Raw genomic sequence first — 24,316 nt, forward strand, 5'->3', positions numbered from 1 at the left:
GCCTGAAAAAAGCCACTAGTATGAGCGAAGGTCAAAATTTGAGCAATAATTCGCAACCAAGGAGTTCCTATGGCCGGCATGAACATCACCCGAGACGAAGCCCAAAAGCGGTCCCAAACAGTCAGTGTTTCCTCCTATGACATCGCACTTGACTTAACAACTCGTGATGATACTTTCCACAGCGAGACCACAGTTCGATTCACTGGTACACCAGGTGGACAAACTTGGATCGACTTTGTGGCCCCTGGTGTAGAGTCCATAACTTTGAACGGCCAGGAGTTGCCAACTTCAGCGCACGACGGATTCCGTATTGAACTAACTGACCTAGCAGCGGAAAACACACTGGTGGTAATCGGCAACTGTGCTTACATGAATACTGGTGAAGGCTTACACCGCTTTATTGATCCGGTGGATGATGAAGTCTATTTGTACACCCAGTTTGAGATTGCCGATGCGCGCCGTGTATTTGCCTGCTTTGATCAACCTGATCAAAAGGCTGTTTACACATTCACTGTCAAGGCACCTGACCATTGGAAGGTCATTAGCAATGCTGAAACTCCAGCACCTAAGCCGATTTCAGCTGGCATCGCGCAATGGGACTTTCCAACTACTGAACTGATGTCGACTTACATCACCGCAATTGTTGCTGGACCTTACTACGAAGTACGTGATGAATATGTAGGCAAATTCGGCACATATCCTCTCGGACTTTTCTGCCGTAATTCACTGGCTCAATATTTCGACCCAGAAAACCTGTTCACTGTCACCAAGCAGGGTTTTGAATACTTTGAAGCAGCATTTGATACTGCCTACCCATTCCACAAATACGATCAACTCTTTGTACCTGAATTCAATGCCGGCGCTATGGAAAATGCCGGAGCAGTAACACATCATGAAGGAATGGTGTACCGCTCCAAAGTTACTCGAGCTGCCTATGAGCAGCGAGCAAATACTGTTTTACATGAACTAGCACACATGTGGTTTGGCGACCTGGTCACAATGACCTGGTGGGATGACCTATGGCTAAATGAAAGTTTTGCGGAGTGGGCAGCTCATGATGCTAGCGCATCTGCTACCGAGTACAGCGAAGCTTGGACCAACTTTGTTAATCAACGCAAGGCTTGGGGCTACCGCCAAGATCAGTTGCCGACTACTCACCCAATCGTTGCCGACATGGTTGACTTGGATGCCGTAGAGGTTAACTTTGATGGCATCACCTACGCCAAGGGTGCATCAACTTTGCGCCAGCTGGTGGCATATGTCGGTCAGGACAAATTCCTCGCTGGGCTTCGTCAATACTTCAAGAAGCATGCTTGGGGCAACACCGAACTTTCCGATCTGTTGGTTGAGCTAGAGGCAGCTAGTGGCCGTGACCTAAAGGACTGGACTAATCGCTGGCTACAGACAGCCGGCGTAAACACCTTACGTCCAGAAATTTTAGTTGAGGACGGACACTACAAGTCAGTTGCGGTTTTGCAGGAACCGCCAGTTGCTCCTGAGGGTGTCGATCAAACTCTTCGCCCGCATCGTATACGGATTGGCTTGTATAAAGCGAGCGAGACCTCAGTTACTCGAGTTGAAACCATTGAAGTCGATGTTGACGGTCCGCGCACTGAGATTGTGCAGTTGGCAGGTAAGCCGGTAGCGGACCTATTACTTCTTAACGAGGATGATCTTTCCTACGTGAAGATTCGATTGGATGAATTATCGCTTAAGACTGCGGTGCATCGTTTGAATGACATTGGCGAAAGTTTGTCGCGTGCATTAATTTGGGGCGCAGCTTGGGATATGACTCGCGATGCTGAGATGTCCACAGCTGAATACTTGACCATGATTAACGCTGCAGACTTTAACAACATCGAAGTTGGTGTTACTCAGCAACTCCTCCTGCAGGCGCGCACAGCAATCGAACAGTACGCCACCCCGTACAAGCGTGGAGAGTATCGTGATGCGTTATTCGCTCGTTTGCTGGACCAAATTAATCAGGCGACCGCCGGCTCTGACCATCAACTAGCATTCGTGCGCACTGCAATCAGCGTGGCTAGAACTGAAGAACACATCGGAATTTTGCAAAGTTGGTTCGACGGTTCAGGCACGCCACTGGGCCTAGCTGTTGACACAGACTTGCGTTGGGCATTCATCGCTCGACTAGTCGCACTTGGTGCACTTGACCCAAGTGCGATTGACACAGAGCTTGCTAACGACAACACGGCCGGTGGTCAGCGACAAGCTGCGGGTGCCCGAGCTGGGATTCCAACAGCTGAAGCCAAAGCACAAGCTTGGACTGCAGCTGTTGAAAACGATGACCTAGCCAATGCGATTCTTGAATCAACCATCGGCGGGTTCGGGCAACCTGATCAACGTGAATTGCTTGTGCCATTTGTGGATAAGTACTTCGCGGCATTGCCCGGCGTTTGGAAAAATCGCACAAATGCGATTGCGCAAGGTATAACTATTGGACTCTTCCCTTCACTCTTGGCTTCACAGGAGATTTTGGATAAGGCCGATGCGTTTCTAGCCACCGATACTGATGCGGGATCGACTCGATTAGTTCGAGAGCTTCGCGATAATGTTTCCCGTTCGCTAGTAGCACAGGCAAAAGACGCGGAATAATAAAACGGTCTGGGACCCAGCGCTTACTCGTAGGTAAGTGCTGCAGTTTCTGGCTTGTCGCGCTGCGGCTTTTCTTCAGTTGGGTCGTCAAGAAAGCCATTTGCTGCGGACTTCTTTGCAGCGCTTACCCAACCCGGGCCCATCACCAAAAGTGCAATAACTGCATAGATTGCCAAGGGCAAAATAACGAACCAAAGTACTGTTGCCAAGAAACTCAGGCTCGCCCCTGGCTGGTCGCCGTCATCTCGACGGGAATCTGCTAACACCGGCGTTACTGTACTCGCAGCGATAACGGCACCTGAGACACATGTGGACATTGCTCTGCGAAAATTCTTTGACACACCGATAGTTTAGAACAGGGTTCTCGAATTCCTGAATTCAGTGGACCAAATCATGGAGGTGTCATGAATACATTGGTTCATTGGTTCATTGGTAAGCCACTGCAGATTGCTATTGCTCTTTTGGTAGCTATTGTTGTACGCGCAGTTTTGGTCAGAATCACCGATCGGGTAATTCGTCGGGCTACCACCCTGCATGCTTCACGTGGAATCAGCAAACTAACCAGACAGGACTTTGAAGCAGTCCAATCGCGAAAAGATCAGCGAGCAGATTCGGTCAGCCAACTGCTTCGTAGCATAATCACAATTTTTGTTTGGTCTATTGCCATAATCACGGCGCTTTCCACGATTGGGCTCAATGTTGCACCAATCCTTACCTCTGCAGGTGTTGTTGGTGTTGCCGTTGGTTTTGGCGCTCAAACTTTAGTGAAGGATTACCTGGCCGGAATCATTATGATTATCGAAGACCAGTACGGGGTGGGTGATGTGATTGATGTTGGTCCAGTAACTGGCACTGTCATTGAAGTTGGATTACGGGTGACCCGCCTACAAGATTCTGACGGCGTGATTTGGTACATGCGAAACGGTGAAGTTTCTAGGATCGGGAACCACACTCAAACTGCCTAGTAGCTACCTAAGGACTACCGCTAATTACCGGCCTTCACCCTGCAATCTCCTGATTTTTGACGCAAACTTGAGTCATGAGCAGGTTATGTTTAGTCACGGGTGCTACCGGCTATGTAGGCGGAAGATTGGTTCCCGAACTAATAGCCGCTGGCCATAAGGTTCGGATATTGGTTCGTCACCCGGAGCGAGTTAGCCAGATGCCTTGGCGGGATCAAGTTGAAATTTTCCCGGGTGATGCAAATAATCCCGATTCACTTAGTGTGGCAATGCAAGGGGTTGATGTTGCCTACTACATGATTCACTCCATCGGAAGTGTCGGCGATTTTGAAAAACTGGAACTTGAGACGGCCAATACTTTTGCAACTTGTGCTAAACGAGCTGGCGTGCAACGCATTGTCTATCTTGGCGGCTTACAAAATGATAAGAAGTTATCCAAGCACTTACGGTCTCGCGCTGAAGTGGGAAACATCTTTTTGAAATCGGGTGTGCCCACGATTGCTTTTGGCGCAGCTGTGATTTTGGGATCTGGCAGCCTCTCGTTCGAGATGCTTCGCTACCTAACCGAGCGCCTGCCCGCCATGATTACTCCACGCTGGGTGCGCACTCGAATCCAGCCGATCGCAATTCGTGATGTGCTTCGCTATCTGGTTGAGGCCGCTTCACTAAAAGCAGAACTTAATCGCACTTTCGATATCGGTGGTCCGGATGTTTTGACTTACGAACAGATGATGCAGGGCTACGCCAAAGTTGCTGGTCTGCGTAAGCGCATAATCTTGCCGATTAACTTATTGTCACCAGGATTGTCATCGCGGTGGATAGGCCTAGTGACTCCGGTTCCCAAAGCAATCGCTCGGCCACTAGTAGACAGTCTAAAAACTGAGGTGGTCTGCGCGGAGGACGACATCAAAACCTACATTCCCGATCCACCAGAAGGATTGCTCAACTTTGAAGATGCTGTCCGCTTAGCCGTTCAGCGTGTCCGAGATGCTGCAGTGACCACCCGCTGGTCTTCAGCATCAATGCCGGGTGCCCCTAGTGATCCGCTTCCAACCGATCCCGCGTGGGCAGGTGGCTCGCTCTACACAGATGAGCGTGAAGTAGCTGCTAAATCCTCAGCTTCGGCGCTGTGGCAGGTGATCGAAAGAATCGGTGGCGAGAATGGCTGGTATTCATTCCCGCTTGCTTGGGAAACTCGAGGCTTGTTAGACCGCATCTTCGGCGGACCAGGTCTGCGGCGCGGAAGGAGAAATCCAGATCGCCTCGTTGCCGGTGAGACAGTGGATTTTTGGCGCGTCGAAGAATGTGATCGTGGTCATTTGCTTCGGCTACGTGCAGAAATGAAAATGCCCGGACTAGCTTGGCTTGAACTTGAAGTTAGACCACAAGAAGATGGTTCAGTTAACTACCATCAACGTGCGATCTATCACCCACGCGGACTAGCCGGTCACATTTATTGGTGGAGTGTATGGCCATTTCACGGAATCGTGTTTGGTTCGATGGTAAAAAATATCACCCAAGCTGCTCGCAACATTGACACCGCCAAAGTCCAGCACTAAACCTGCAAAGATAGGGGTATGAATGACTCCTTTTACGAGGCTATTGGTGGGCACGATTTTTTCGAATCGCTCGTTTCTGGTTTTTATGAAGGAATTGAATCTGACCCCGTGCTTCGGCCTATGTATCCGGATGGCGATCTAACCCAAGCCAAACAGCACCTAACTTTGTTTCTCGAGCAGTATTGGGGTGGGCCAAGAACTTACCAGGCACAGCGCGGCCATCCGAGACTTCGCATGCGCCATGCCGAGTTTGTGATTAATGATGAAGCTCGCGATCGGTGGATTGCCCACATGAAAGCCAGCCTAGAGTGCCAGAACATTCCAGATGATTTGCGCGAAGAGTTGTGGGCCTACCTAGAAAACGCAGCCCACAGTTTGGTAAATGCCATAAGTCACTGAATTGTTATTCCCCATGGCCAGAATTACCGACACCTTGCGCAAGACGAATTTTGTGCCGCACACTACGATTGAACAGTTACGAAATTTCAGTGGTCCAAAATGTGCTAATGGAGGTTACATCAATGCAGCGCACGCAACATTGGTGGCAAGAAGCAATTGTCTATCAGGTCTACCCCCGATCATTTGCTGATGCTAATGGCGATGGAATCGGAGACATATCTGGTATCCGAAGTAGAGTTGGGCATCTAGCAAAACTCGGTGTGGATGCTTTATGGTTAAGTCCGCATTACGTCTCGCCGATGCTTGATGCTGGCTACGATGTTGCCAACTACCGCGATGTTGATCCAATCTTCGGCAACTTGGCTGACCTGCAGGGTTTGATTAATGATCTGCATGCAAATGGCATAAAACTTCTTATTGATATCGTTCCTAACCACACTTCCTGGGAACACGCTTGGTTCAAGGAAGCATTGGCTCATGCGCCAGTTAATGACCCGAGCGTTCCAGCCCTGACCCGATTCAGCGAAGGACCGTGGGCTCGCTATCACCTACTACGCGGACGTGAGCAAGGCACGCTTGAACCGAATGAGTGGCCGAGTGTTTTTGGTGGACTAACTTGGCACGAAGTGCCCGATGCTAATGGCGACCCAAGCGGATGGTGGTACCTGCACATCTTTGATAAGAGTCAGCCAGACCTAGATTGGACCAATCCAGAAGTTCGAAGCGAATTTCTTGGTCATTTGCGATTCTGGTTCGACATGGGTGTCGATGGATTCAGAATTGATGTAGCGCACGGTCTAGCCAAAAAGGATGGTTACCCAGATTTCACAAAACCAACCTCCACAGATCCAACGAATCATGTTTCTTACTGGGATCAGGATCCAGTGCACGAGATTTGGCGGGAATGGCGAACAGTTGCCGAAGAGTACGACCCGCCAAGAGTCTTTGTTGCCGAGGCTTGGGTAAGTCCGGCTGAACGCAATGCCCTCTACCTGCGTGAAGACGAGTTACATACCGGCTTCAACTTCCCTTATCTCACTACCGCCTGGAATGGAAAAGCGCTACGCCAAGTAATTAATAAGTCACTTGAGGGCAACCTCTTGGTTGGTGCGCCAACAACTTGGGTACTAGAAAACCATGACGTTTGGCGCGCTGTGACTCGCTATGCTCCATTGGCAAATGGCGAAGAAGCTGCCTCATTAGATGCCAACCTCGACATTAGTAAATCTGCAGATTGGTCTGAACCGCGTGACTTAGTTACTGGCGCAAGACGAGCACGAGCTGGAATGCTAACCATGCTTGCTTTGCCTGGCACCGCCTACCTCTACCAGGGTCAAGAACTTGGACTTGAAGAAGTTTTCGACATTCCAGATGAACTTCGTCAGGATCCAGCCTTCGCAAATACCGGCGGTGAAAACCTAGGTCGAGATGGTTGTCGCGTTCCACTTCCCTGGGATAACGGTTCTGACACCTTCGGGTTTAATTCTGGGTCCGAATCATGGCTACCCCAGCCAGACCGCTGGGCTACTTTAACTGCAGCAGCACAAGACACTGACTTGAATAGCACATTGAATACTGTGCGCTCTGCCTTGAAACTACGCAAGAATCTGGCGGCACTTGGTGGAATTACTAAAGACACTGAAGATTTAGTCTGGGATGAGACACCTGATGAGATTGTCAGCTTTGTTCGGCCAGCCCGTCTGGGCGGTTCAGCAGTTCGCTTGGTGATGAACATGGGCAAGGGAACATACAAACTGCCCGCGGGTGATGTGCTACTAGCTAGTGATACCGATGCTGTAATTGCTGGTGAATTAACGGCTAATAGTGCGGTTTGGCTTTCGGTTTAACTTCGAGCGGTAGCCCGGAGAATAGTCAAAAGCTTTTCCGGGATTCTGCCCGGAACTCCATGTTCAACGCTTACGCAAACCATTAACGTTTTTGCTTGAACATAGATGGTTTGAGAATCCCGAAGTTCATAATTAATCTCATAGGTTGATGCGCCTATTTTGCTCACCCAAAGTTCCATGTCAACTGGCTGCGCATGATATTCCAGAGGTGCCTTGTAATCAATCTCGAGCCGAGCAACTAGTTGCCCATAGCCATCGACAGTTGGCTCGAGACCGTGGTTGGCCAGGAATTGGACCCGAGCGCTCTCTAAATAGTTGGCATACGCCACATTGTTCACATGGTGATAAATGTCCATGTCTGACCAACGCAAATAAATTGGTACGACAACACTGGCCATACTTAGCCTCGAGTTAGTTTGCGATATGTTGCGCGATGTGGCCTTGCAGCTTCAGCACCAAGACGATCAATTTTGTTTTTTTCGTAAGACTCGAAATTGCCTTCAAACCAGAACCATTGCGAATCGCCTTCGTAAGCCAAGATGTGAGTCGCGATGCGATCGAGGAACCAGCGGTCGTGCGAGGTGATTACCGCGCAACCTGGAAATTCCAATAATGCATTTTCCAAGCTTCCTAGTGTTTCAACATCAAGATCGTTGGTGGGCTCGTCTAGCAACAGCACATTGCCACCTTGCTTTAAAGTCAGCGCTAGGTTCAATCGGTTTCGCTCTCCACCGGATAACACGCCAGATGGTTTCTGTTGGTCTGGACCTTTGAACCCAAATGCACCAACATACGCACGCGAGGGCATTTCGACATTTCCAACCTTGATCCAGTCAAGGCCATCAGAAACGACTTCCCAAACATTCTTCTTCGGGTCAAGGCCAGCCCGGCTCTGATCAACATAAGAGAGTTTGACGGTTTCACCTACCCGCAAGTTTCCAGTGGTTGGCTGGGTTGCTTCGTCGCTGGCATCTTCATTAGCCGCTGCCACAATCATGCGAAACAGCGTGGTTTTACCAACACCATTAGGTCCAATGACACCGACGATTCCGTTGCGTGGGAGGGTGAAAGACAATTCGTCAATCAAAAGTCGGTCGCCAAAACCTTTGGTAAGGTCGCTTGCCTCGATAACCACATTGCCCAAACGTGGACCTGGTGGAATTTGGATTTCTTCAAAATCAAGTTTGCGAGTTTTCTCAGCTTCAATAGCCATTTCTTCGTAGCGATCCAAACGCGCACGGCTCTTGGTCTGGCGAGCTTTGGCGTTCGAGCGAACCCAAGTTAGTTCGTCTTCAAGTCGTTTTTGTAGCTTGGCATCTTTAGCGCCTTCAACTTTTAGGCGAGCTTGCTTCTTTTCTAGGTATGTTGAGTAGTTACCTTCGTATGGATATGCCCGGCCGCGATCTAGTTCAAGAATCCACTGCGCAACATTGTCGAGGAAGTACCTATCGTGGGTAATCGCGATTACGGTTCCTGGGTATTTCTCTAAGTGTTGTTCTAGCCAGTTAACACTCTCGGCATCAAGGTGGTTGGTTGGTTCGTCCAGTAGCAATAGGTCTGGTTGCTGAAGCAGTAGTTTGCAAAGTGCTACGCGGCGACGCTCACCACCTGAAAGTACGCTTACATCTGCATCGCTTGGGGGGCAGCGAAGTGCGTCCATTGCTTGTTCAAGCTGGCTATCTAGATCCCAAGCATTGCGGTGATCAATCTGTTCTTGCAGTGTGCCCATTTCGGCCATTAGAGCATCAAAGTCGGCATCTGGATCTGCCATTTGGGCTGATACTTCATTGAAGCGATCCAGCATTGCTTTCGTTTCAGCCACGCCTTCTTCAACGTTCTCTAGGACAGTTTTGCTGTCATCAAGGTCTGGCTCTTGGGCCAACATGCCAACGGTGTAGCCAGGGCTGAGCATGGCGTCACCATTTGAAAGCTTGTCGACACCGGCCATGATTTTGAGAAGGCTCGATTTACCGGCTCCATTAGGGCCAACCACACCAATCTTTGCCCCCGGCAAGAACGACAGGGTCACATCGTCAAGGATTACTTTGTCGCCGTGCGCTTTACGGGCCTTGGATAAGGTAAAGATGAATTCAGCCATGTCCCTAAGTCTAATGACTCAAAGTGTTCGAGCTGGCAGGCCTAGATTCAGGCTAAGCAGCATCAGCAATTTCAACCCGCCGAGTTCGTTCAAAGGTAGCTGTTCCCCGAGTTAGGTCATGGCCAATTACATCTGCGGTGAGATCCAGGGTTGATCCAGTTCGTCCATCTTGTTCCCATTCACGAAGGGCCAAGCGCCCCACTATTACAACGGGATCGCCCTTGTTTAATGAAACAGCGCAATTCTCCGCCACATGCCGCCAACAAACCACCGAGTACCAAGTGACATCACCATCGGTCCATCGATTGGACTCACGATCAAACTTTCGCTCACTGGCCGCTAACCGAAAGCTAGCAACAGGCACTCCTTCACTGGTGTTGGTGAATTTCACATCTGTGGCAACATTGCCAGTAACTATGGATGTTGATGCGTACATGTTTCCTCCTAAGTGGACTCAACTAATGATGTGCACATCGAATAAGTGTCAGCCACGCACTGTGAAAATTGGGGATAACCCAAGCCTCTGGATTGCCTTTTAAGCAGGGACACCAACTCGGTACACTTGAGTTAATACCAAGCGCCCGTAGCTCAATGGATAGAGCAACAGGTTTCTACCCTGTCGGTTGGGACCTATCAACAGCTACATCAATGTGGATGCAGCGCCGTTCTACCTCGCATAGGCGACCAATGCATTGCCTGCTTTGAAACGGTCATAGAGAAGAACTCTTCCTTGTTTCTGCACATCTTAAATTACTCTATGTGAGTAGTACCTGAGTGTTCTAAATCACTATCATTCGTTGCGCCAGCGGACATTGATCGGCGCCGCATTATTGCAATGGCAACCATCAGAAACAAGATCAATCCAGCAGCAATCGCGCCTATCATTGTTGCATTCGCCGAGCCAAACAATGGACGCTTCAGTGGGGCCACAGCAATCGCATTAATCTCATTCTTACTTGAAATATCGAGTTTCCAAGTCACCGTCTTCTTATCGTCACTGAGATCACCATTAGTCGATGTGACCTCCCCAGGAAAAGTAATCTTCACATGCATGTCAGCAGTAGCCATCATAGAGTCCATAATGCCTTGTGAGAATTCATCCATTGGTTCGTCTCCAGATGCAGTACCTGATCCTGACTGCATATCAAAATTCCCTGAAACTACTATCGTGTCGCCAACGCGACTGAAGGCGAATTCTCCTTCTTTATTACCAGTGTTGAGAGCCGACAGTGGAGTGCCTGAAAATACAAACTTCGTACCGGTGAAGCCCCCTTCCTTGTATTCAGATTGCTTCATATTTGGGGTATTAGATGAAAAGAGATCTGTGGATTCTGGGGCGCTGGAATTTGGCTCTGGGGATTCAGTCGCCATTTCGGCAAGTGCGTCTGACATTGCAAAAATTACTTCGCCACTTACCCTGTCGTTTTGATCAATGGTGAAATCCATGGTCAGTTTCATGCAGCCACTTAATGAGAAGACAAGAACCGAAACGACTAACAATCTTGCGACACGCAAAATTGCTGATTTGTTCCTACTTTTCAATTGCATCTCTCTCCATACTTTGCATCTGAACTTAAGGGGCTTTACTTGGATTATTTTTGGTGTCGCTGATGACCCTAGCAGTTTAGCTAAAATTCGTCGTGAATGTGCAGGATCAACACGCAGTCTTGCCTTGATTCAACAGCCCCCGGTAACCTTCACCAAAGTCACAAGATGAATTTGGTAAAAGATAAGTTTTGGAGCTCCCTTTTTTCGAAAGCCCTGCCAACCCTGTTGGTTGGGGGTTCGACTCCCTCCGGGCGTGCAAAACCTTGAAGTCTCCACATGCTTCGACCAGCTGGCAGATACTTTTAAAGATAAATCAACTATTGTGCTAATGTTCCACAGAGTAATCAACTTCCTCATCAATACACCAGAAAAAGTAAAAGGACTAAGGCCGACCTAATGACCAAAAAGAATATGTTTCGCCAAATTGCTGCATCTACTCTGCTACTAGCATGTTGTTTCTCGGCAGCGCCAGCACAAGGGGAAGTACTCTTAACTTCGGACGGCTTCAAATACACCATCACTGATAATCAAGTAACAATTACGGGCTGCGCGGAGAAATGTCCGCTCAACTTGATCATTCCGAGCACCTTGTCGGCAACAGGTTCTGCTCCAGTAGTGGCGACAGCGAACTACGCATTTAATGGTCAAGAGATTGCATCAGCAAAAATTGCAAAATCTATAACGACAATTGGCACCGGAACATTTCAAGATGTTTCAACTCTTACCAAGGTAGAGTTTGAATCGCCATCCTCAGTGAAGGAGATTCTTGGCTACGCTCTGGCCGGAACTGGAATTACCTCGCTTAACCTGCCTAACACCCTAGAAACACTCGGTTACGGAGCGTTCGGCTGGGCAGAAAGTCTCACATCGGTATCAATTGCTAGCGGAAGTAAGCTTGCGACAATCTCGGATTACGCATTTGCGGATAGTCGGATCTCATGGATTGAACTACCTGCCAGCGTTACTACTCTCGGCTCTCAGGCTTTTGCCGATAGTCCCAATCTGACATCCGTGACATTTTTGGGGAATTTGCCTACTGCAGAAAATGACAGCTTCGCTCGATCCCCAATTACCAAGTTTTATAGATTGCCCTCTGCTACCGGCTGGGAATCAGCATTCATTCGCGTGAAGGTTACCGTCACAAATGCAGTAGGAAGCAGCATCCTATTCATAACCACTTCAGGCAAAGTTGCAAGCAAATAGAAGTAGCTGGGCTCCTCGGTTCTTCGGTATTCAAAGAAAGACGCTAGGAACCTGCCCACTTCCAAGCCTTAGGCATGCACATTTGATTCAATTGTTGATTCTTGCTGTAAACGATTATCAATTTAGGGCATCTTTCACTCTAGGTCTTTGCGGTTGAGTGTAACGACAGCTCGGGCAAGGAACTCAATAACCACAGGATTAACAGTTTTGATTTCGCCAGAACCTTGCTAGCTGCCAATAGCACTATTTAATTAGGTGGCGTTGCTCTAACTCGAGTTTCAAATATCTTCCAACATATTTTGAAAACCAAGTTGTAAAGTGAGTGCCATCCCAAGAAACAATCATGCTGTTAATCACAGGTGGACAAACACCATCTATACAAATCCAGGGCACAGGATCTATGTAAGTGCCCCCTACAGACTCAACCGCCTGCTTCTGGTTGGTTCGGCGTTTCCCATCTGATGACGATGGGGTAAAGCAAGTAGAACCTAAACCAGATCTACCAGAAAGGCAGTTAAGTAAATTCGGGGTCGATGGAACTGCCCCAACGAATATAATTTTTGTTCCAGGAGCACTTAGTGTCCTCAGGCTCTTGACGAGTCGCTTCTTAAAATCCGCCTCAGAGGTCTTTTTGATGAAATGGTCTTGAGTGCTGATAACAATGAATTCGGGATGCAGTTTATTAATTTCGGAAGATGACCATTTCCGGAATTCATCACATCTCGGATTAATAACTCCCGCTTTAGTAACATTTGGAACATCAGCGATAGAACATGCGGGCCAAATGTAGCCGCGCAAATTGTAAATTTTTGGATCAAAGGCTCGGGCAACCGCAGGGATTAGCGCACCGGACACACTCGACCCAAGTATTACTACCTTCGGAGCTTTTGCGCTCTGATTAGATTGTGGCGCACCCTTTGCACATTCAATTGCATTCTTTTTGTACTTTGAGATTTCCATGCAATCAAAGCCGTTGCCGCGCCAATTCTGATTATTTTCAAGAAGTTTTAGTTGCGGACTAACTTCATCAGGCAAGTTCTTTAACTTCAACGATTCTCGAATACTGTCCCTAAATTCGGTAAAGGACAAATCTCTTGATTTAACGCCGTAATCATTGAGAAACTCTTTGTTTACCTTTTTTGACCCACCACCCGTTTGGGGCTGTGCATCTACGCGAGACATGAGCGCAGGTTTAAGTAGCGCATTCGCTGGCACAGCCAGAACAACTGCCAGGCAAATAGAAACTAAGCCTCGCTTAAGTATTCGTTGTTTGGATGTTAGATTTTTGTCAGCATATTTTTCTTCGCTTGGTATTTTGATGCTCATAAAAGTTTGCTCGATGAAGCGATAGGTCAAAAATCCTACGATTATTGTTGCAAGTATTCCTAACAACTTATTGAATAAAGAGTCCATCAACCCTCGCTCTTGAGCGAAAACAAAGATTGGCCAATGCCACAAATAAACTGAGTAAGAAATCGTTCCCAGCGCATAAAGCGGTTTTGAACCCAATAGCTTAGAACTTAAATCACCTTCAAAATGTTTTCCGGTGAAGATCAAAAAAGCACATGCTACAACTGGAATCCAGATTGTATAGGCAAAATTACTTTGCTTTACGAAAAGAATTGAACCAAAGAGAAAAACCAACGAAATATTTCTTAGGGCTGCTATACCTGTTCGCTGTCTGCCTGAGACAGCAGAGAAACTCAGAATTCCTATCGCCCCACCAATCGCTAACTCCCAAGCACGACAGAAAGTAGAGAAATACGCCAAATTCACACTCTGCTTAAACACGATTACGCACCAAATAAATGACGCAACGATCAGCAAGCTGAGTGCCACAACCATTTGCTTCTTCCAAGCATCAGGCCGATTGCTGAACCCTGGAATGCGAACTCTTGCGGCAATAAGAAGCAATGCTGGCCAAGCGAGATAAAACTGCTCTGTAACCGAAAGAGACCAGAAGTGGACTAGTGGGGATACTCTGTCGATAGCAAAATAATCGGTTGCTTCACGGGAGAACCGAATATTCGCGCCGAAGAAAAAGGTCCAAATGGAGTCTATGTAGATTGATCGGGCTTTTAATTCATTTACGTAGAAGTGCGCATAGATATTTATTGCAACGAGAACGAAGGTGGCTGCTGGAATAATGCGTCGAACTCGACGTAAGTAGAGTCCAATGAATGAAATCGACCCTCTAGACTCACCGCTCTTCATGTTTCGTGCGTACTCACGCACCAGCGAGCCGGTAATTAAATAGCCAGATAGCACAAAGAAAATATCAGGACCATAAAATGCGCCATCAAACCCAGGAATCTGAAAATGGTGAAGCAGAACTGCTAATACAGCTAAGGCGCGTAAGCCAACGAGGTCGCCACGAAACTTAACAGCACCGCGTTTAAGACTTTTTTCTATATCGACAGTCAACGCCTACTCAGAGCCTTTCCAATGCGAAAGTACTAGCTAATGAACGCTTCAACGCTCAGGCTTTCCGATTTAAAGTATCTAATGAGGGATCGGGGAACTGGAAAACCATGACATTGAAATGCGAACAATTTCAATAACCACTCTACCTTGCTGACTTAAGGTCCCAAGTATTGGCGATTTAGAAAATTGTAGGTACTCATGCGCTTGGAGTCCTTGCCCACAATAGAGTGCCTGATGCGCAGGGTATTAATGCGATTGCTCTCGCCCGCCCAGATTGCACCGAGAAACTGCTTAGGTTAGCCGGGAAGCGGTGAAGCCAGCGTCCGTGCTTTATCCAGATAACATGAACTAATGAAAACTAATTACGACGCATCCACTAAATACTTCTTTGCGTGTGTTTCAAAAGTTACCTCGGAAAATATGGACAACCGACATCCAACTGGCTGGTCTGCTCGACAGGTTATTCACCACATGGCAGATAGCGAAACGCAATCGTATGTGCGGTTGCGGCGACTGCTCGCCGAACCCGAGGGGTCTGTTATCCAGGGTTATGATGAATCAGCCTGGGCAGAATGCTCAAGTCTTGGTTACGAAACTTTAGAAATAGAGCCTTCACTCGCGGTGATTGCTGCGGTACGCTCATCAACTTCCAAGATTCTTGAATTGCTTTCCGATGATCAGCTAAATCGATTTGGGATACACACCGAATCGGGCCGATACTCACTGGCTGATTGGCTCGAAATCTACACAAGGCACCCAAGAGAGCATGGTGATCAACTACTTCGTGCACTCGATGGCCTTGACTGATAGCCACCTAGTTTTTGGTTTACTAAGGTAAGCCGTGCAGAGTGACTTCGGTCAAATCCAGGCGGGTTCTTGGCGCGAGTTCTCGCTCCTGGGCAGAGCCTTCTAACTTGCCTGGCTCATCTTTTCGACCAATCGCAATGGCAACTGCCACTTCTAAATCTGCCGGAGTGGCTAGTACCATTTCCATTTTTTCAAAATCGATACCACTCATCTGGTGGCTATGAAGACCTAGCGCCTGAGCCTGAATGGTCATCAGAGATACGCTCAACCCAGCATCATAAAAATTACGCTTACTCGAATTGCCATCTTCATCTTTCTTAACTGAAACTACAATTAGGGCTGAAGCAGTCGGTGCCCAATTTCTGTTAAATCCACTCAGTGCCATTGACATCTCTTTGTGTAAGTCTGTACCACGTTTTGCTACTGAGAACCGCCATGGTTGAGCATTCATCGCAGATGGTGCCCACCTACCAGCCTCAAGTATGGCGAGTAACTCTTGGTCAGAAACTTCGTGTGATTCATCGAACGAGCGTGGACTCCATCTGTCCCGAATCAACTCAGTTAGTGGTGCTGAGGTTTCTGGTACTTTAGACACGTTTCTCCTTTGGTGAGCGGCCTGGATTAGTCACGAGTTGGCTTGCAGAGCTGAACGTAATTCAGCGAGTAGTCCTTCGACATCTTCAATCTGGTTATCCCAAGCACACATCCAGCGAACTTGCCCAAGGGCTTGATCCCAAACATAGAACCGATATTTTTGTTGCAACTTTTCAATAACAGCGCTCGGCAGAACTGGAAAGACAGCATTAGCCTCGGCCGAATTTGGCAATGAGACAACAGGGAACTCCTTGGCGATCTCAAGCAGGCCAGCTTCGAGTACTTTTGCTAAGGCGTTGGCATGCCTAGCATTTTCAAGGGCCAATTCTGCGCCATTTTCCAACAAGGCATTTAATTGCGCTGAAGCAAAGCGCATCTTTGAGGCCAGCTGCATAGAAGTCTTGCGCAGGAACGGAACTGCATTGGCTAATTTGCTGCCATCACTGGCTTTAGCATTCGTGACGATAACAGCTTCGGCTGCTAGAGCACCGATCTTAGTGCCACCTAGCGAAACTAAATCCACCCCTAAATCCGTAGTGAACTCTTTGAATGAAAGTCCAAGAGCGGCGGCTGCATTTGAAAGTCGAGCGCCGTCCATGTGAAGCAGCAAATTGTTTTTATGACATGTCTCAGCAATTGCTCTTATCTCAGCAACTGAATAGATGGTGCCTAACTCAGTGGACTGCGCAATTGAAACAGCACCAATCTGCGCTCGGTGCACAACGCCGACATCAAAAAGTTGAGCCTCAATTAGCTCTGGAGTCAGTTTTCCCGTCTCGGTGGGCACAGTCCAAAGTTTGATACCGGCCATTTTCTCCGGAGCACCACCCTCGTCTACATGGATGTGTGCGCTATCGGTACAAAGCACTGCCTCCCACTGCTCAAGGGCAGCCTGAAGTGCTATGACATTTGCTCCTGTGCCGTTAAATACCGGAAATCCTGCGGCATCGACACCGAAATGCTCCTTGACCAATTCGGTAAACCTTGCAGTAACGGTGTCTTCGCCGTAAGCAATTTCATGGCCATCGTTTACCGCATTAACAGCGGAAAGAATTTTTGGATGGACGCCAGCATAGTTGTCGCTAGCAAACCCGCGCCAAATATTTCGTTCGGACATTTACTTACCCTTACTTTCTGCAATTGTTGGAATGACAGGAGGTCGATTATCAAATGCAGTAGATAATACAACTGTAGTTTCAGTTCGAACATTGGCAGCCGCTCTTATTCTTGCCAATAGTGCTTCTAGGTCTTCAGGTTCCGACACCGTCACCTTGACCAGATAGCTGTGTGGACCAGCAACCGACCAGCAACCTTCAATCTCAGAAATCGACTCGATTCGCCCAGGGATGTCATCTGGAGCCGCCGGATCAATCGGAGTCAGAAAAATGAAGGAAGTGGTGTTTAGCCCGACTGATTTTAAGTTCAACATTGCTTGATAGCCAATTATTACTCCCCTGGCCTCCAGTTTCTTGATGCGCTGATGCAAGGTTGAAGTAGGCACAGCTAGTTTGGCTGAAAGATCTTCCAAGGATTGTTCACTGTCCTTGGCGAGCTGAGTGAGGATTCTTTGATCGATAGATTCCATAGTTAAATCCTGCCACTCAGGCAGTAATACCTTTCGTTTGATCCAGTACATCTTGCAATTTACGGCTCAAGGTGTCATAGAACACGTTCAATGGAAACTCGTCTTCCAAAATTAAGTTAATCAATTCCTTCGGCTCGCCATCTAGTGGCAGCTGGTCTGATCCCTTAGCCCAGTTTGACGCGGGATGTGGTTCTACAAGAGCCTTGACGAATTCGTAGGTTGCAAGCCATTGCGAAAGTTTTGACCGATTTATTCCATCGCGATACAGAGTCTCAACCTGTTCACAAAGGTCAATCATCAGTGGATTGACTCGATCCCAATCCAAAGTCAATTTGTTGTTTGTCCAGGTCAAGCCACCATTGCGAATAAGGTGGCTAAAGATAATCTGCCCACCAAGGCCATCGTAATTTCGCACTCGTGGACCACTTATTGGAAATCGGAAGAGCCGGTCAAACAAGATGGCAAAGCGAATGTACTTACCTAGACGCTCTCCTTGCTGGTCAAGTTTAATCGTCTCTCTAAAAGTTCCTAAGTCACAGCGCAGTTCTTCTAGTCCATACATCCAATAAGGCATTCGCTGTTTAATCATGAACGGATCAAATGGCAAATCACCAGTTGAATGAGTCCGATCGTGAATTAGGTCCCAAAGGGCATAGGTTTCTTGAGCTAGAAGTTGATTGCCGACTAATTCTTCAGCATCTTTAGGTAGCTGTAGCTGAAGGCGTTCTTGTGCGGCCCGAGTGACAAGTCGAAATCTCGCTGCCTCACGGTCACAAAAAATACCGCCCCAGTGATACTCACTAACTTCCCTGGTGGCAACAGTCTCAGGAAATAGCACGGCGGAGTTAGTGTTGTAGCCTTGCGTGAACGCCACGAATTCAATTGGAACAAAGGCACTGTTTTGATAAGTTTCTTCTTGCTTTGCCAACCAATCGGGCCAAAAGTTTCGAGTAATGACCGCTTCCAAATTTCGATTTGGATTTCCGTTCTGTGTGTACATTGCAAAAACAACTAAATTTACCGCCCGGTCTCGACGATCTAGATCGGGTCTAAATAACTCGAGTGAATCAAAAAAATCAGGAACTTGGAATCCGCTCTCTGCCCAAGTCTGAATGTCTAGATTTACTTGTTTTAGGTACTGCTCTTGATGTGGGAAATTAGGGGCTAGTTCCGCGATGCCCTCAAGGACTAACTCAACCTGCTTGGTAACTGCTCGGACTTCATGCTTATCCGTATTAATCGATCCATCTTTATCCTGCATAGGTCTAAGTGCTTCTATGGCTGAGGCCAACTTCAACCAACTCTGGTTGGCCATTGGGTCGAATTCTAGATTCTGCACTTTCGCATTGGTTCTGGCGCTTTGGATTTCTGGTTGCTGAAGAATTTGATTAAGCACTGCTTGGGAAATTTCTGGCATTTTCAACTCCTTCGGGAAAAAATCCTGAATAAGACAATAATACCGTAATTTTTACATAAAAGGCCCTAGTCTGCCCCCGCTGGTTAGTTTGACCAACTAATTGACTACCTCAAGGTAAGGTGAAGCAACGCTCGATAGACGGGATTTCCTGATGGCCCTTAGCTGACATGGTCCAGATTGTGCCAAACTGCGGTAAATTCATCTAAACGCTTACTAGGCAGGATTGCCATGAGGTTTCGGCAAATAATAACGATTTCCATACTGCTGTGCTTGTTTTCAGCCTGCAGTTTGCGGGCAGCAAATAAGGCCGGCGAGCGTGCCATAACCAAGTTGCACGCCATCTCGCCGACTTCTGGTTACAAACTCAGTGAGGTTATGGTGCTAGGTGGTCCTGCACCATTTCCGAAAGTCGGTAAAAGTTTTAACCTAACTCGATCAAGTACCAATCCAGTTGCAGATGAATGCAAAAAAATCAATGCGTATGCAAAGCGACTCGGGGTAGCGAGTCTATCTGATGATTTCCCCACAAAAATCTTCGCCAAAAATCAATTGCAGTTCGTCTGTGTAAATTCCCTAAATTCTGTGGGAACCGAAATTGGCGTTTCGACTTCGTTTAACCTTTACGGTATTTATCAAGATGGTAAAGATAAATTTCAGCTGGTAGTTAGCCTTAATCGAGAGACGAAACTACCCGTTAAGGCAGGGTCGAAATATCGTTACAACGGCACGGTTTCGCTTTATTTCAAGCAGACTGAAATAGATCCAAACACCTCTAAAGACCAGCCAGTTGATGGAAATTTATCCGTGCTTAATGCGATTGGCCAGTACCGCTTCACCCATCCAAACTCAGATCCGTACAGTTCGGCCAATGTAGGCAGTGCCTTACGCGACTTTAGTAAGAGCAACAAGGAAATTTCGATTAAGCAAATTCCAGATTCAGGTGGTCAAATCACGCATCTGGAATTGGTAGCCACCGACTCGCCCAAGGGAGAACAGTCATTCCCATACTGTATGAGTATTCGCAAATTTGACCCTAAGCATTTCGGTACACCTGATCCGGGAAAATATGTCGCAGTCGGATATGTCTGGGCACTTTCTAGGGAATCTCATTTTGGCGAGATAGCAACAGGGACCTGTCCAAAGTGGTAGCGCTCTACAACCTATACAAGACCGGGAGATTAAATGGATAGCACTTCAGACGATTCGCAGATTCAGCCAATGCCAGCTGAACCCACATCTTGGCAGTCTGAAAGTTCAGTGCGCGAACTTGCAAAAAAATATCCCGAGTACTTAAAGCAGTATCCCGAGTACCGAAAATTGCGCAGTTTAGGAATCTTCGGGCTAACCACCTTAATTTCTAGTCCCTTCATTGTTCTGTCGCCGGTGCTTCTAGCCCTAATCATGATTCCACTAACCTGCGGTGGCTACAGTTCGGCCAATGAGTCTAACTGTGGCGCAGCGGCACTTCCCTGGTTTTTATTCTTCTCCATTCCAGCAGGCATTTTTGCTGCGATTATCGGAGCAATCATGATGTGGGTAGCTTCAGCAAGGAAGTCTGCCTTTCTGCGCAAGATAAAAGCAGGACTCTAGTCAGATTGCTTTAAGCACTGTAAGCCCAAGCGAAGCTAAAGTAAATTTGGTTTAAAGAAGATCACCAGTCTGTTCATCATTGGATTGCCAAACAACAATCACCAAGCCAACCAAAATCACAGCCATCCCAAATATTGCCGCAAAATCCAAGTGCTGATGAAGTAATAAAGCGGCAAATATGGCCGCGCCGGGCGGTTCAAACAGTACAGCAATTCCGACAACCGCTGGAGTTGTGTTCTGCATTAACCTACTCATCAATGAATGACCTAGCAGTTGAGCACCAATGGTTAAAGTGAAAATCAATAGCCAGTCGCGTTGGCTAAATCCCCAGAGAGGGGTGTTGAGGGACACTGCGACCATCCCAATTACAACCGCTGACACTGCATAAACGATAACTGTATAAACAGAATTACTGACTGCTTCGCGAACCTTTCCACCAATCATTAGGTATGCTCCAGCAGCTGCAGCGCTCAGCAGGGACATTGCATCGCCGAGTAATGCTTGCCCCGAAATTCCAAAATCGACGCCAACAACTATTAGGACACCTGATATAGCTACGCAGATACCCCACCAAACTCGACGCGGCACGTGATTTCCCAGTCGCTTCGTCATTAACAACATCCAGATTGGTTGTGTCGCAACCAACGCCACCGAGTTTGCAACCGAAGTAAGGCGAACACTGGGAATCCACAGGCAGAAATGGATAGCCAGCGCAAGTCCAGCGAGTAAGCAGCCACGCAGTTGGGACTTAGTTAAGTTGGCAAAACCATGCTTAACCCAAGCAAACGGGAAAGTTAGTACTGAAGCAAACACACATCGCCATACCGCCATCGCTAACACGGGAGCCGTGCTTAATGCGATAATCGGTCCAGAACTGGAGATGGCGACAACAACTATTGACATTAAGAAGGCATCAAAATTAGATAGTCGCCAAGGTCTGACGGTCTTTTGACTGGCTATTTCCACAGTTGTCATCTCATTTCGTACCAATCCAACTTTAGTGGTTGCTCTAGTTTCTATTTCTTTGCTTGATTAACTACGATATAGATTCAACCAAAAATCGATTGGAGTTCAGATGCCGCAATACATCTTGCAACTCCAATGTGCGGATCAGTCCGGAATTATCCATGCTGTGGCTAGCGGGTTGCTCGAGTGCCAATCAAACATCGTCGAGCAGGCTCAATATAGTGATCCTGATCGGAATGAGTTTTGTCTTCGGACCCGCTTCGAAACAACCGAGCAACAACTTGAAGTTGTGAAGTCTGGACTACTGACCCATGTTTCAAGGTTTAATCCGCGGCTCGAGATTAGGCACCTTGAAGATAAGCGCCGTATGCTGATTTTAGTTTCGAAGTTTGATCATTGTTTAGAAGATTTGCTTTATCACTATTCGATAGGCGATTTGGACATCGAGATTCCCGCAATTGTCTCAAACCACGAAGACTGCCGGGCATCTGCCGAAGCGCATGGCATTCCATTTATTTACCTTCCGGTCACACCCGAAACAAAACAAGAGCAAGAACAAAAGATACTTGACTTGGTGCGGCAGCACCAGGTTGATTTCGTCATCCTTGCTCGATACATGCAAATTCTTTCGGCGGCTTTTTGTGCCGAGCTCCCGGGTCGGATAGTGAACATTCATCACTCGTTCTTGCCTGGATTTATTGGAGCCAAGCCATACCATCAGGCCTATGACCGAGGCGTGAAAATGATCGGCGCTACCTCCCACTTTGTCACAGCGGATTTAGATGAAGGTCCAATAATCGATCAGGACATTCAGCGAGTGGGTCACGCCCAAGCGCCTGAACGACTTGTGAGTATAGGTCGAGATGTAGAGCGCCGGGTCCTTACGAGAACGGTTGGGCTGCTAGCAGAGGATCGAATTTTCTTAGTCGGCCATCGCACGGTCATCTTTAATTAACAATTACCCGCCTCAAGGCTCAAGAGAATATGGTCCGCCCTGGACCTAACCTCGGCCAAATCACTTAACCGATTAAGTCCACTCATCTGCTGAAACATTCGATGGTTCTTTTTAAAGGTCTCAGCATGACGAGCGAGAAAGTCCCAATAAAGTGTTGTGAATGGGCAGGCATCTTCGCCTACTCGCTTCTTGGGATCGAATTTGCAGTTCCCACAATACTGTCCCATCCGGGAAATGTATGAACCGCCTGCGGCATAAGGTTTAGTCATTAGCAACCCACCGTCTGCATAAGTGGCCATTCCGATTACATTTGGCACCATCACCCAATCAGCTGCATCAATGAATACTTCGCGCATCCAATCTAAAAATGCTTGTGGCGAAACTCCGGTTACCAGAGCCAAATTACTCAGAACCATGAGTCTTGGGATGTGGTGAGTCCAGCCCCGCTCCCTGATGTCTGTAACCACAGTTTTGACACAATTCATTAGAGTCTTCTCTGGCTCATGAAAAAGTGGCAGTAAATCCTTCTTGGCATTGAGCGAGTTGTGCTCTCGGTAATCTGCACCTAAAAACCAATACATTCCATTTATGTACTCGCGCCAACCCACTATCTGGCGAATGAATCCTTCGCAAGAAGCAATTGGTATGTCGCCTCGGGAAAATCTTTCTAGGGCAGCCTCAACTACTTCGCTGGCATGTAATAAACCATTGTTCAAATACGGACTTAGAAGCGAATGATGGCCCGCCCAACTACCATTCGGCATTGCATCTTCGAAAGGACCAAAATCGCGGAAGTGGTTCTCTAGGAAATGATCTAGTTGTGCCAGTGCTTCAGCTCGAGTGGTCCCCCAATACTTGTTGGAGATGTTTCCCCAGGCGGTACTGGGAATTTCTTTCAACACTTCTAAGTCAATTTCATCGAACCCAAACTCAAGCGCAGTGCCCCAATCATGCTGTTTAGGTGGGGGCTGCCGATTTTCAGCATCAAAATTCCACTGACCACCCTCGGGCTGATCCCCATCCATCATGACGTTGAGGCGCTTTCGTTGCATTCGATAGAAGTTTTCCATTGTGAAACTCTTTTGAGCTTCTGCCCAGCTTTGAAACACCGACTGGGGAGTTAGAAAGAAATCATTTTCGATAAAAGTTACTCCAATTTGAGTTAATTCATGCGTCAGACTATAAGAATTTGGCTTTGCACAAACTATTTCTAGGCCACCTAATTCACTCTGCACCTTCCTAAGTCCAGCGACAGTTGTCGGGCTACAAAGGTATGTGACTTGAAATCCAGCCGCAGACAACTCATTGGCGAAGTGCTTGGCACTCGAGATCAAAAACTGCAAACGTTGCTTGTGCCACTTTCGGTTTTTCAGCATGCGCTCACTTTGGACAAATACCACATGATCCCTAGATTTATCGGCCGTTTTTAGAGCGCCGAATGAAACATTGAGTTGATCAAATCCAACATAAATAATGCGACTCATGAAGACCTCTTGCATCGCTGGGAGCAATATTTGACTGAGTCCCAATCTTTTGCCCATTTTTTTCGCCACTCAAATAGTCGGCCACAGTTAAGACAGACCTTAGGCGGAATGTTGTTTTTAACCCTTACAGTTCGCATGTTGCAACATTAACTGAGTTAGGTCTATCCCGCTTTTTCCAGAAAATAAAGTTCTAATTCCAAGGGTCGGCTAGGAGATTCTGCGGGTGTGCAGCATTGCGGAGAGGCTTTTACCTAATCGGTCCAAC

General features: G+C 47.5%; 22 protein-coding genes and 1 pseudogene. 10 read left to right on the forward strand and 13 right to left on the reverse strand.

The genetic code is table 11. The features are described from left to right. Nucleotides 1–69 precede the first annotated feature (69 nt). The gene (gene pepN, locus EBS36_00455) at nucleotides 70–2,613 is read left to right on the forward strand and encodes an aminopeptidase N (GenBank protein NBU31633.1); all 2,544 of its coding nucleotides are present in this window, start codon (nucleotides 70–72) and stop codon (nucleotides 2,611–2,613) included. 134 nt (nucleotides 2,614–2,747) lie between these two features. Here the strand turns inward: pepN and EBS36_00460 are convergent. Beyond that, nucleotides 2,748–2,930 (reverse strand): annotated as a pseudogene (locus tag EBS36_00460) (hypothetical protein). 87 nt (nucleotides 2,931–3,017) lie between these two features. Here EBS36_00460 and EBS36_00465 point away from each other — a divergent pair. The 4 genes from EBS36_00465 to EBS36_00480 all read left to right on the forward strand — a co-directional run bounded on the left by EBS36_00465 (nucleotide 3,018) and on the right by EBS36_00480 (nucleotide 7,380). Beyond that, nucleotides 3,018–3,578, forward strand: a complete 561-nt coding sequence (locus EBS36_00465) for a hypothetical protein (protein ID NBU31634.1) — start codon at nucleotides 3,018–3,020, stop codon at nucleotides 3,576–3,578. A gap of 74 nt (nucleotides 3,579–3,652) precedes the next feature. Next, nucleotides 3,653–5,134: an SDR family oxidoreductase gene (locus EBS36_00470; protein NBU31635.1), complete on the forward strand. Its 1,482-nt coding sequence runs from the start codon at nucleotides 3,653–3,655 to the stop codon at nucleotides 5,132–5,134. Nucleotides 5,135–5,152: 18 nt separating this feature from the next. After that, complete coding sequence (locus tag EBS36_00475) at nucleotides 5,153–5,533, forward strand: globin (protein NBU31636.1); 381 nt, start codon at nucleotides 5,153–5,155, stop codon at nucleotides 5,531–5,533. 122 nt (nucleotides 5,534–5,655) lie between these two features. Next, on the forward strand, nucleotides 5,656–7,380 hold the full coding sequence (locus EBS36_00480) for a DUF3459 domain-containing protein (protein ID NBU31637.1): 1,725 nt from the start codon (nucleotides 5,656–5,658) through the stop codon (nucleotides 7,378–7,380). Here EBS36_00480 and EBS36_00485 read toward each other — a convergent pair. From EBS36_00485 to EBS36_00500, 4 genes are all read right to left on the reverse strand, one after another. Continuing rightward, nucleotides 7,377–7,778: an acyl-CoA thioesterase gene (locus tag EBS36_00485; protein ID NBU31638.1), complete on the reverse strand. Its 402-nt coding sequence runs from the start codon at nucleotides 7,776–7,778 to the stop codon at nucleotides 7,377–7,379. The two genes, EBS36_00480 and EBS36_00485, sit on opposite strands and share 4 nt — an antisense overlap. 2 nt (nucleotides 7,779–7,780) lie before the next feature. Beyond that, on the reverse strand, nucleotides 7,781–9,478 hold the full coding sequence (ettA, locus tag EBS36_00490) for an energy-dependent translational throttle protein EttA (protein ID NBU31639.1): 1,698 nt from the start codon (nucleotides 9,476–9,478) through the stop codon (nucleotides 7,781–7,783). A gap of 52 nt (nucleotides 9,479–9,530) precedes the next feature. Beyond that, nucleotides 9,531–9,914, reverse strand: a complete 384-nt coding sequence (ssb, locus tag EBS36_00495; GenBank protein NBU31640.1) for a single-stranded DNA-binding protein — start codon at nucleotides 9,912–9,914, stop codon at nucleotides 9,531–9,533. 314 nt (nucleotides 9,915–10,228) lie between these two features. Next, nucleotides 10,229–11,026, reverse strand: a complete 798-nt coding sequence (locus EBS36_00500; protein ID NBU31641.1) for a hypothetical protein — start codon at nucleotides 11,024–11,026, stop codon at nucleotides 10,229–10,231. Nucleotides 11,027–11,422: 396 nt separating this feature from the next. Between EBS36_00500 and EBS36_00505 the strand changes: the two genes are divergently transcribed. After that, a complete protein-coding gene (locus EBS36_00505) occupies nucleotides 11,423–12,229 on the forward strand; it encodes a leucine-rich repeat domain-containing protein (protein NBU31642.1) in 807 nt (268 codons plus the stop codon). Between the two features lie 243 nt (nucleotides 12,230–12,472). On the opposite strand, the gene EBS36_00510 is transcribed toward EBS36_00505, so the two are convergent. Continuing rightward, the gene (locus EBS36_00510; GenBank protein ID NBU31643.1) at nucleotides 12,473–14,653 is read right to left on the reverse strand and encodes an acyltransferase; all 2,181 of its coding nucleotides are present in this window, start codon (nucleotides 14,651–14,653) and stop codon (nucleotides 12,473–12,475) included. Between the two features lie 351 nt (nucleotides 14,654–15,004). Between EBS36_00510 and EBS36_00515 the strand changes: the two genes are divergently transcribed. Beyond that, the gene (locus tag EBS36_00515; GenBank protein ID NBU31644.1) at nucleotides 15,005–15,460 is read left to right on the forward strand and encodes a hypothetical protein; all 456 of its coding nucleotides are present in this window, start codon (nucleotides 15,005–15,007) and stop codon (nucleotides 15,458–15,460) included. Between the two features lie 22 nt (nucleotides 15,461–15,482). Here EBS36_00515 and EBS36_00520 read toward each other — a convergent pair whose 3' ends face one another. From EBS36_00520 to EBS36_00535, 4 genes are read right to left on the reverse strand one after another with little or no spacing between them, the layout of a single operon-like run. Continuing rightward, nucleotides 15,483–16,055: an oxidoreductase gene (locus tag EBS36_00520; GenBank protein NBU31645.1), complete on the reverse strand. Its 573-nt coding sequence runs from the start codon at nucleotides 16,053–16,055 to the stop codon at nucleotides 15,483–15,485. Between the two features lie 30 nt (nucleotides 16,056–16,085). After that, the gene (locus EBS36_00525) at nucleotides 16,086–17,171 is read right to left on the reverse strand and encodes a threonine aldolase (protein NBU31646.1); all 1,086 of its coding nucleotides are present in this window, start codon (nucleotides 17,169–17,171) and stop codon (nucleotides 16,086–16,088) included. Beyond that, nucleotides 17,172–17,639 carry an Lrp/AsnC family transcriptional regulator gene (locus EBS36_00530; protein ID NBU31647.1) on the reverse strand — a complete coding sequence of 156 codons (468 nt, stop codon included), beginning with the start codon at nucleotides 17,637–17,639 and terminating at the stop codon, nucleotides 17,172–17,174. Nucleotides 17,640–17,655: 16 nt separating this feature from the next. Continuing rightward, complete coding sequence (locus EBS36_00535) at nucleotides 17,656–18,954, reverse strand: hypothetical protein (protein NBU31648.1); 1,299 nt, start codon at nucleotides 18,952–18,954, stop codon at nucleotides 17,656–17,658. A gap of 330 nt (nucleotides 18,955–19,284) precedes the next feature. Between EBS36_00535 and EBS36_00540 the strand changes: the two genes are divergently transcribed. Together EBS36_00540 and EBS36_00545 are read left to right on the forward strand one after the other, a co-directional pair. Then, nucleotides 19,285–20,205, forward strand: coding sequence for a hypothetical protein (locus tag EBS36_00540; protein NBU31649.1), 921 nt, complete (start codon nucleotides 19,285–19,287; stop codon nucleotides 20,203–20,205). Nucleotides 20,206–20,238: 33 nt separating this feature from the next. Next, nucleotides 20,239–20,646, forward strand: coding sequence for a hypothetical protein (locus EBS36_00545; GenBank protein NBU31650.1), 408 nt, complete (start codon nucleotides 20,239–20,241; stop codon nucleotides 20,644–20,646). A gap of 51 nt (nucleotides 20,647–20,697) precedes the next feature. Here EBS36_00545 and EBS36_00550 read toward each other — a convergent pair whose 3' ends face one another. After that, nucleotides 20,698–21,621, reverse strand: a complete 924-nt coding sequence (locus EBS36_00550) for a DMT family transporter (protein NBU31651.1) — start codon at nucleotides 21,619–21,621, stop codon at nucleotides 20,698–20,700. A gap of 100 nt (nucleotides 21,622–21,721) precedes the next feature. Here EBS36_00550 and purU point away from each other — a divergent pair, with 100 nt between their 5' ends. Next, on the forward strand, nucleotides 21,722–22,567 hold the full coding sequence (purU, locus tag EBS36_00555; protein ID NBU31652.1) for a formyltetrahydrofolate deformylase: 846 nt from the start codon (nucleotides 21,722–21,724) through the stop codon (nucleotides 22,565–22,567). On the opposite strand, the gene EBS36_00560 is transcribed toward purU, so the two are convergent. After that, the gene (locus EBS36_00560; GenBank protein NBU31653.1) at nucleotides 22,564–24,051 is read right to left on the reverse strand and encodes a deoxyribodipyrimidine photolyase; all 1,488 of its coding nucleotides are present in this window, start codon (nucleotides 24,049–24,051) and stop codon (nucleotides 22,564–22,566) included. The genes purU and EBS36_00560 overlap by 4 nt on opposite strands. After that, nucleotides 24,048–24,188 (reverse strand): DUF2256 domain-containing protein, encoded by a 141-nt coding sequence (locus tag EBS36_00565; GenBank protein ID NBU31654.1) that lies wholly within the window; start codon nucleotides 24,186–24,188, stop codon nucleotides 24,048–24,050. Before EBS36_00565 ends, EBS36_00560 begins: the two co-directional genes overlap by 4 nt. Nucleotides 24,189–24,316 lie beyond the last annotated feature (128 nt).

It is taken from the genome of Actinomycetota bacterium (assembly GCA_009923495.1).
Taxonomy (GTDB): Bacteria; Actinomycetota; Actinomycetes; order S36-B12; family UBA5976; genus UBA5976.

Bases quoted from the DNA above. Each gene is read 5' to 3' on its own strand.
- pepN (NBU31633.1), top strand. From the start codon at position 70: ATGGCCGGCATGAACATCACCCGAGACGAAGCCCAAAAGCGGTCCCAA.
- EBS36_00465 (NBU31634.1), top strand. From the start codon at position 3,018: ATGAATACATTGGTTCATTGGTTCATTGGTAAGCCACTGCAGATTGCT.
- EBS36_00470 (NBU31635.1), top strand. From the start codon at position 3,653: ATGAGCAGGTTATGTTTAGTCACGGGTGCTACCGGCTATGTAGGCGGA.
- EBS36_00475 (NBU31636.1), top strand. From the start codon at position 5,153: ATGAATGACTCCTTTTACGAGGCTATTGGTGGGCACGATTTTTTCGAA.
- EBS36_00480 (NBU31637.1), top strand. From the start codon at position 5,656: ATGCAGCGCACGCAACATTGGTGGCAAGAAGCAATTGTCTATCAGGTC.
- EBS36_00485 (NBU31638.1), bottom strand. From the start codon at position 7,778: ATGGCCAGTGTTGTCGTACCAATTTATTTGCGTTGGTCAGACATGGAC.
- ettA (NBU31639.1), bottom strand. From the start codon at position 9,478: ATGGCTGAATTCATCTTTACCTTATCCAAGGCCCGTAAAGCGCACGGC.
- ssb (NBU31640.1), bottom strand. From the start codon at position 9,914: ATGTACGCATCAACATCCATAGTTACTGGCAATGTTGCCACAGATGTG.
- EBS36_00500 (NBU31641.1), bottom strand. From the start codon at position 11,026: ATGCAATTGAAAAGTAGGAACAAATCAGCAATTTTGCGTGTCGCAAGA.
- EBS36_00505 (NBU31642.1), top strand. From the start codon at position 11,423: ATGACCAAAAAGAATATGTTTCGCCAAATTGCTGCATCTACTCTGCTA.
- EBS36_00515 (NBU31644.1), top strand. From the start codon at position 15,005: ATGAAAACTAATTACGACGCATCCACTAAATACTTCTTTGCGTGTGTT.
- EBS36_00525 (NBU31646.1), bottom strand. From the start codon at position 17,171: ATGTCCGAACGAAATATTTGGCGCGGGTTTGCTAGCGACAACTATGCT.
- EBS36_00530 (NBU31647.1), bottom strand. From the start codon at position 17,639: ATGGAATCTATCGATCAAAGAATCCTCACTCAGCTCGCCAAGGACAGT.
- EBS36_00535 (NBU31648.1), bottom strand. From the start codon at position 18,954: ATGGCCAACCAGAGTTGGTTGAAGTTGGCCTCAGCCATAGAAGCACTT.
- EBS36_00540 (NBU31649.1), top strand. From the start codon at position 19,285: ATGAGGTTTCGGCAAATAATAACGATTTCCATACTGCTGTGCTTGTTT.
- EBS36_00545 (NBU31650.1), top strand. From the start codon at position 20,239: ATGGATAGCACTTCAGACGATTCGCAGATTCAGCCAATGCCAGCTGAA.
- EBS36_00550 (NBU31651.1), bottom strand. From the start codon at position 21,621: ATGACAACTGTGGAAATAGCCAGTCAAAAGACCGTCAGACCTTGGCGA.
- purU (NBU31652.1), top strand. From the start codon at position 21,722: ATGCCGCAATACATCTTGCAACTCCAATGTGCGGATCAGTCCGGAATT.
- EBS36_00560 (NBU31653.1), bottom strand. From the start codon at position 24,051: ATGAGTCGCATTATTTATGTTGGATTTGATCAACTCAATGTTTCATTC.
- EBS36_00565 (NBU31654.1), bottom strand. From the start codon at position 24,188: ATGCGAACTGTAAGGGTTAAAAACAACATTCCGCCTAAGGTCTGTCTT.